The following is a 7,633-nucleotide window of genomic DNA, read 5'->3' as shown; positions in this document are numbered from 1 at the left end:
TTGTTTTTTTCAAGCAGAAGACGGCATACGAACCATTGTCCGCTAACACCTGCGCAATCTCACTATCTCCGCTAAAGCAGTGGAACACCGTCCGTTCCGGAGCGCCTTCCTCCAGCAAAATCCGAATAGTATCCGCATGAGCTTCACGGTCATGAATCTGCAAGGGCAATCCCAGTTCTTTCGCTAAAGAAATATGCATTCTAAAGCCCAGTTGCTGTGCCTGCCTGCCCTGCGGAGAGGTACGGAAATAGTCCAGTCCACTCTCCCCAATAGCTACCGTCTTAGCTGAAGAAGTCACGGCCGCATACACCTGCCCTACCGCTTCCTCTAAGGAATACTGTTCGTGCCAAGGCTGCAGCTGATAAGTTTGCCCATCGGGGGCAGTAGCTACCACCTTCGCATGTAAAGCCGCCTCATTAGGGTGAATTGCCAAGGCACAAAACACCTGGGGATGATTCTCACTTACCCGAATGGTAGGAGCTAACTCATCTACCTGACAGCCCGAGGTAATCAGGGCGCTTACCCCCACTTTTTGCGCCCGGTCCAGTTGTGCTGCCAGACTGAGGCGTACCCCCTCTACCAGGGGAATCTGTTCTTCCCACAGAGGCAAATGGGTGTGATTATCTACAACTTTGCCCGCCAAAGGAGCAGGCAGCTGTGGCCAGCCCCGTCGTTTACGTGATTTTCCCATCTAGCTAACCGCCTCCTGAACTAGGGCGTGGATATGAACCTGGGTACCTTGCTCGGGACAACTCCAGTCAATAGTGCCTTTCAAATTACCGCGCACCAAAGTGCGCACAATCGAAGTCCCGAGGCCATTCAGGGGCTTATCCCCCAGCCCGCACCCATCGTCCCGAACCCACACATCCAGATGGTTTCCATCTCGCTTGGCCTCTAAGGTTACTTTGCCACCACGCTCACCCAAACCGTGTTCTACCGCGTTAGCCACCAGCTCGGAAATCACCACTGCTAACGCCGAGGCAGCATCGGCATCTACCATCCCAAAACTACCGGTAAAAGCAGTTTTAACTACTTGGTCGGTAGCGGCCATGGCGGCTGCCATCCGCAACAGCCGAGAGATCATATTGTCAAACTCCACGGTTTCATCCACGGTTTGCGATAGTTCTTCATGTACGCGGGCAATCACGGCCACCCGCCGTTCAGCCTCCCCCAATGCAGCTTGAACCTCTGAGGAATCCGAACGTCTAATCTGCATACGCAAAAGCGCAGAAACCGTTTGGAGATTATTCTTGACGCGATGATGAATCTCGCGGATAGTGGCATCCTTAGTCATCAATTCGCGTTCGCGGCGACGCATCTCCGTTACGTCCCGACACAGCAACAGCGCGCCGATCCGTTTGCCATCCTGTTCTAGCGGCAACGCCCGAAAAGAAATAATCCCGGAAAAAGATTCTACTTCTGATACCCAAGAGGCTTTCCCCATAACCACCACGGGCAGCGCCTCATCAACTTCAGTTTGCTCTTGAATCACTTCGGTGATTAGCTCCGCCAGAACCGCCCCCTTAACCTCTTCGCGTACCCCCAGGCGGCGCAGGCAGGATCGGGCATTCGGGGTCAGATCCAGCACCCGCCCTTCAGCATCCAAATTAATGGCACCATCAATTAAGCGCGGCATTCCATGAGTCGTAGCCGGAGGAATAGCAGTGTTAGGGAAAACCCCACCAGAAATCATTTCACACAGCAGATTCGCGGTTCGGTGAAACCACTGTTCTTGCTGTTCAAAGACCCGCAATGATTGAATGTTTACCTCTTGCGTAAGTGCCGCCACCACTCGTCCGTTATGCCTTACTGGAAGGGAGCTGGCAATCACCGAATAGGATCCTGCCCACCTAACCTCGGGCACCGTTGGCCCGGAGTTAGGGGCAAAAGCCGCAGCTAGCATCGCTGAACGTTTCGGAGAAGCGGATAGCCCCACCACATCATCGAGGTGGATAGTAAACCCCGATCCGGGTCGGGCATGCGCAATCGCTACAAAACGTCCCTGGTCATCAGGTATCCATAAAATCAGGTCAGCACTGCCAATGTCAGAGAGCACCTGCCAGTCCCCAACCAACATATGTAGATGGTCGATATCGCTTTCTGATAGATCCTTACCGTACTGGCGGATCAATTCTCTCATCCCGCTCACGACTACCAGTCTATGCTAGGTGTCAGTTTGCGGAGTCCGGGAGCTATTTGCTAAGCCTGTTAGCTGACCGAAAGCCTCTTAAACAGTATTATTAGCCAGCCAAAGCCGCGCCGCATCCTCTTCTCCCCCAGAAAAAATCTGCAGATGAGACAGAAGTTCCCGTTCGACTTTCCCTCCGATAAGCGGCATATCCACCTGGAGCGTTCCGGAAATCTTTCGCAAGGTTTTCTCTGCCCCCTTCGGGGAATCCTCCAGGAGGCTCTTGGCTCTTACTTGCACCGGAACCTTACTAAAACGGACTTCGAAGTCGCCGTGAGCAATACGGTCGGGACAGGGACTGCTAAGCCAGTTCTCCACGACTTCGATCTCTAACTGATCGGGTAGTAGTCGCGCGTATGAAGATGGAGTTTTTAGCTCTGACAGGTCAACTTTTGCTCGCGACACAAAAGTTTCAATACCGGCCTGTTCCACCTGCACTTCACATTTTACCTGCGAGATTTGCCTCCAGCGAAACTCCAAAAACTGCGGATCGGTGAGCATTCGACAAACCCGTGCTGGCGAGGCCGGATACTCAACTTCTAGCTCGAAATCCCGCAAGCTTTCTTCCTTTCTACGGCCTCTACTATACCTTCAGGCTCGCCGAGAGCCTCACAGGCGACTACTCTAAATAACCATAAGCTATTTCAATCGTATCCGCTTCAACTACTAAATCAGCCAGGAGAACCCCTAGATGTTTGATTTTAAAACTCCCCAGTTTTTGCGTTCCGAAAATCGCTCCTCCCAAAAACAGCTGGCAGCGGCGCTACGCGAGTCGGCAACCAAAGTTCGTCATGCCTCTAGCTTCGGGGAAGTAGTGGATGCAGTCCTCGACATTCCTGCTGAACATATCGACCAGAAGCTGCTGCAACTAGCCCAGGCTAATCCGCAGGCAGATGCCGGTGAACTGGAAAAGATATTAACGAAGCAATACATTAAACGCACCGCCTACGCCTCCTCCGCAGTGGGAGCCGGAGCGGCTCTGCCCGGAGGCGGCACCGGGGTGGCGCTGGGGCTAACCGCCGGGGAACTAGCCGCCTACGCCGTACAGACCACCATCTATATTTTGGGGGTTTCCCGCCTGCACGGAGTGCGTCCTGCCGATCGGGAACAACGCCGGGCCTTAGTGCTATCTAGCTTGTTAGGAGAAGAGGGCGCAGCGATTGTTTCCGACCAGTTGGGGTTAAGCACCCTAGCTTGGGCACGCAGCTCACTGAAAAATCTATCCTCCCCCACATTGGGGCAAGTTAACAAAGCGCTGATGAAATACGCAACCAAGAAACTATACCGGCGTACTGCCGGCCGGATCGCTGGACGCTTAATTCCTTTCGGGATTGGCGCCGGGGTGGGTTACCTATCCGGCAAAGCGGTAGCGCGGCGCACTGCCGAGGGCGTGAAGGCCGCCTTGGGGCCGGTACGCGATTTATCTGCCCAGGATCTAATGGTAGAGCTGGCACCGGTGATAGATCTAACGCAAGAGCCTACTGCTTCCTCCAGTGAAAAAACAGATTTCTTCGCTGATTAAAGCGGTATCGTCTTAGGGATTTCCGGTTTTCCTCGTTGCCACCCTCAAATAACCCTAGCGCGAGATTCGCTAGTAACCGGCTAGAATATGGACAAACAACTAGCGAAAGGTAAGGGCGTGGCAGATAGACAATACGAGGCTTTACTGGCCAAAATCTTAGAATCTGGCAACGAGAAAGCAGATCGTACCGGAACCGGCACTCGCTCTTTGTTCGGGGCTCAGCTGCGCTATAACTTGGCAGATTCCTTCCCCCTAATTACCACCAAAAGGGTTTTTATGCGCGGAGTCGCGGAGGAACTGTTCTGGTTCTTATCCGGGACTTCTAATGTCCGTCCTCTGCAGGAAAAAAAGGTTCACATCTGGGATGATTGGGCGGATGCTGAGGGCGAGCTAGGGCCAGTTTACGGGGTGCAGTGGCGTTCTTGGCCCAGCCCTAAAGGCAATATCGACCAGATCGAAAACCTGCTTTCTACCATTAAGAACGATCCGTCCTCGCGTCGGATGCTGGTGTCTGCTTGGAATGTTTCTGAGCTGGATAAAATGGCGCTGGCCCCCTGCCACCTGCTATTCCAAGCCTATGTGGCAGACGGACGCCTGTCTTTGCAGGTCTATCAGCGTTCTTGCGATATGTTCCTGGGCGTTCCCTTTAATATCGCTTCCTATTCTTTGCTCACCCATATGCTGGCTCAACAAAGCGGGCTGGAAGTCGGGGAACTAATTTGGACCGGCGGGGATTGCCATATTTACAACAATCATGTGGAGCAGGTGCGCGAGCAGCTTTCCCGCGACCCCTACCCCTTCCCCACTTTGCGTCTTAGCCGCGCCGACAATCTTTATTCATATAAGTGGGAAGATATCGAGATTGAGAACTACCGTCACCACCCGACCATTAAAGCTCCGATAGCGGTTTAGGAGGTAAAAATGAAGATCGGCATGATCTGGGCGCAGGCCGCGCACCGCGTAATTGGCAATGGCCAGGGAATGCTCTGGCATGTTCCGGCTGACTTCAAACATTTCAAAGCCACCACTATCGGAAGCCCGGTTATTATGGGGCGCCGCTCCTTTGAGGCTTTAGGGAAACGAGCCCTGCCGGGGCGGTTAAACATTGTGCTAACTAGCCGAGATAATTACCAGGCCAGCGGAGCAAAAATTGCTACCTCTATTCCGCAAGCACTAGCCCTAGCTCAGGCAACGGGCGCGCAAAAATGTTGGATAACCGGTGGTGCTCGCCTCTATGAGGAAGGAATGGAGATAGCTGACGAGTTAGTCGTTACCTACCTGGATTTAGATGTAGGAGACGACCCCAGTTATGCCCATGCGCCCACTATTTCTCCGCAGCTATGGGCAGCGGATCCAGATCGTTCCGATAGTCAGTTTCGTCCTATTTCCGGGGACTGTCGCTGGAAGGTCGTGTACTACCAGAAAGCGGGGAATACCGGTAGTTAAAGCCATAAAATCCATTAGCGTATTGCAAGCGTTCAGATAATAAGTGAGTCCAGAAAAATCGGAGGCACAATGGGGAAGAAATACCGTTGGAACACTCTTTCCAACATAGTGGTGATTCTCGGTATCCTGGTGATCCCGTTAATGTATTCCGGGCTGTTTACCTGGGCATACGAGGATCCGATGCAGCGAGTTAACCTGCTGAAAGCTGCAGTGGTAAACCTGGATCAGCCAGCTGACGCCATCAGCGCTAATGGGGAAAAAACCCTGAAACTGGGTGAAAGTCTAGAAAAAGAACTCTACAAAGCTGATGCCCCCGGCTTCGACTGGACCAAAGCATCCTTGCCGCAAGCTAAATCCGGGCTCGAGGACGGCACCTATAAGGCGCTACTGCTTATCCCCAATAATCTTTCTAGTACTTACGCAAAACTTGCAGACCCAGAAAATAAAGTCCCCGCAAAAAAGGCGCAATTAGAACTCCGTACCGATGACGCTGTGAACTATCTGCAAGGCACCATGGCCACATCGGCAGCATTAGCTCTCCAAGCAGCTCTAGCTAATGAGGGCGCGGCCGGATATATCGATCAGCTGTTACTTTCTACCGGCCCGCTCAAAGAAGGGTTCCTCGATGCCGCCTCGGGAGCAAGCCAACTTGCCGAGGGCGGAGATCAGTTAGGGAGTGGAGCCGATACCCTGGTGGTAGGCTTAGGAGAACTAGCTGATGGCAGCGTTAAGATTCGTAACGGTTCCCTGAAACTAAGGGATGGAATCACCGCCTACACTGGCGGAGTTTCCAGCCTCAACTCCGGTCTTGGGCAGCTAAATCACAATATGCCGAAGCTAGCGGCCGGAGCCAAACAAGTAGACGGCGGCGTAGCCCAGATTCACCAGCAGATAGCCGCTATGCAACCAGAAGTTAGCAAACTGGCAAAAGATGGGAACCAATTGGTTGATTTACTGGCTCCCCTAGCAAATTCTGAGGTCGATACCGCCAAAATTGCCCAGTTCCTAACCCAGTTTAAAGGAGCAGTTGACCAGTGCGCACAGGTACCTCCCGCGGCACTTCCTACACTTCCCCAGTGCGTAGCTCTGGACAAAATGGCTTCTGATCAGGGATTAACCCTGCAACAACTCTCGGCAAAGATTGCTCAAGCACAGGGAATGCTACAAATGGTGGGACAGTTATCCCAGCTTGACCCGCAGCAAATGAAAGCGAAGCTGAACGCAGCCGATCAAGGGGTAAAAGAACTGAGCCGGCAAACCGCTCTCACCCCGCCCGCCCAAGCCGGAAAGCAAAAACCGACTCTAAAAGATGGCACTTATGCCCTGGCAAACGGATTAGACCAGGCGCAACAGGGCGTACAGAAACTGTCTGCCGGAGCCTCTACCCTAGAGAAGAATTCCGCGCAGCTCCGCTCGGGGGCTAATGCTCTCAGCGGAGGTCTTGACTCCCTGTCCCAGGGGGCGGGCAAAGCCTCCAATGGCGGAAAACAGTTAGCTGGCGGAATCGGAAAACTGACTGAAGGTGCTTCCAGCCTAGAAGATGGACTACGTGATGGCGCCGAACAGGTGCCCACCGTTGACCAGGAACAGGCTAAAAAAGTCTCTGAAGCAGCGAGCGGAGTTGCTGACGTGGAATCGGTACGGCAAAATCCGGTACGCCATAACGGCGCCGGATTCGCCCCCTTCTTCATGGCGCTATGTTTATGGATCGGCGGGATCGCCATCTTCTTGATCTTCCCCGCCCTAGATTTGCGGCGCCACCCCGAAGAGAGTTTTTGGAGTTGCGGTTTCCGTTCCATGTCCATCGGGGCACTCTTCGGTGCTCTGCAAGCAGTTACCGTAGTAACTGGCATGCAACTATTCCTAAAGCTAGATGCCCAAAATTTCGGGGCATTATTGCTAATAGCAGTATTGGCCTCTATTGGATTCGTGGCAGTAAACCAAGCCTGCGTAGCCGCCCTCGGATATCGAGGACGCGCCCTTTCGGTAATCCTGCTGTGCTTGCAAATCACCTCCACCGGCGCAACTTTCCCGGTAGAAACTGCGCCGAAGTTCTTCCAGTTCCTCAGTCCCCTGCTCCCTATGACCCATGTGGCACGCACTATCCGCGCCGCGATTGCCGGCGGAGAGCTACTATTCGGCAAGGCACTATTGGTACTAGCGATCTGGACGCTACTTGCCTGGGTGACAACCATCATTTCCACCGCACGCCGCAAAGGCCAGCGTCCCATGCCCTATGATCCTGCCTTGACTTTCAAGAAGGTTCCCTTGGTTTCCTCCCCTTTGAGGGGAAACTCCCACAACAGCGTGGAGGATTACGACCAGCGCACTCGCCAAGCCAAAGAAAACCTGCCTAGCTGATTCGACGGTGGCGCGGGGCTGCTTCGGACTGGTAGACGCGGGGAGGCTGAATTTTTCCTCCCGCCCAAGAAATTCGGAAAACGTAGCAACGTTTTCCGAATTCTTATGCCCACCGC

At 53.5% G+C, this 7,633-nt stretch carries 6 protein-coding genes; 4 read left to right on the top strand and 2 right to left on the bottom strand.

Annotation, left to right across the window (positions count from 1 at the left end):
- Nucleotides 1-691: 691 nt before the first annotated feature.
- Together RDM26_RS08170 and RDM26_RS08165 are read right to left on the bottom strand one after the other, a co-directional pair.
- Nucleotides 692-2,140, bottom strand: a complete 1,449-nt coding sequence (locus tag RDM26_RS08170; RefSeq protein WP_307738472.1) for a histidine kinase N-terminal domain-containing protein — start codon at nt 2,138-2,140, stop codon at nt 692-694.
- An 87-nt stretch (nt 2,141-2,227) separates the two neighbouring features.
- Complete coding sequence (locus RDM26_RS08165; RefSeq protein ID WP_307738470.1) at nt 2,228-2,746, bottom strand: DUF2505 family protein; 519 nt, start codon at nt 2,744-2,746, stop codon at nt 2,228-2,230.
- 133 nt (nt 2,747-2,879) lie between these two features.
- Here RDM26_RS08165 and RDM26_RS08160 point away from each other — a divergent pair, with 133 nt between their 5' ends.
- From RDM26_RS08160 to RDM26_RS08145, 4 genes are all read left to right on the top strand, one after another.
- Nucleotides 2,880-3,710: a hypothetical protein gene (locus tag RDM26_RS08160; protein ID WP_307738469.1), complete on the top strand. Its 831-nt coding sequence runs from the start codon at nt 2,880-2,882 to the stop codon at nt 3,708-3,710.
- 87 nt (nt 3,711-3,797) lie between these two features.
- The gene (locus tag RDM26_RS08155) at nt 3,798-4,622 is read left to right on the top strand and encodes a thymidylate synthase (protein ID WP_307738468.1); all 825 of its coding nucleotides are present in this window, start codon (nt 3,798-3,800) and stop codon (nt 4,620-4,622) included.
- 9 nt (nt 4,623-4,631) lie between these two features.
- Nucleotides 4,632-5,156 (top strand): dihydrofolate reductase, encoded by a 525-nt coding sequence (locus tag RDM26_RS08150; protein ID WP_307738467.1) that lies wholly within the window; start codon nt 4,632-4,634, stop codon nt 5,154-5,156.
- Between the two features lie 69 nt (nt 5,157-5,225).
- Nucleotides 5,226-7,517: a YhgE/Pip family protein gene (locus RDM26_RS08145; RefSeq protein WP_307738466.1), complete on the top strand. Its 2,292-nt coding sequence runs from the start codon at nt 5,226-5,228 to the stop codon at nt 7,515-7,517.
- Nucleotides 7,518-7,633 lie beyond the last annotated feature (116 nt).

The organism is uncultured Varibaculum sp. (genome assembly GCF_902489465.1).
Classification (GTDB): domain Bacteria; phylum Actinomycetota; class Actinomycetes; order Actinomycetales; family Actinomycetaceae; genus Varibaculum.
Note: the sequence above shows the minus strand (reverse complement) of the source record. Positions and strands in the feature narration are given on the sequence as shown.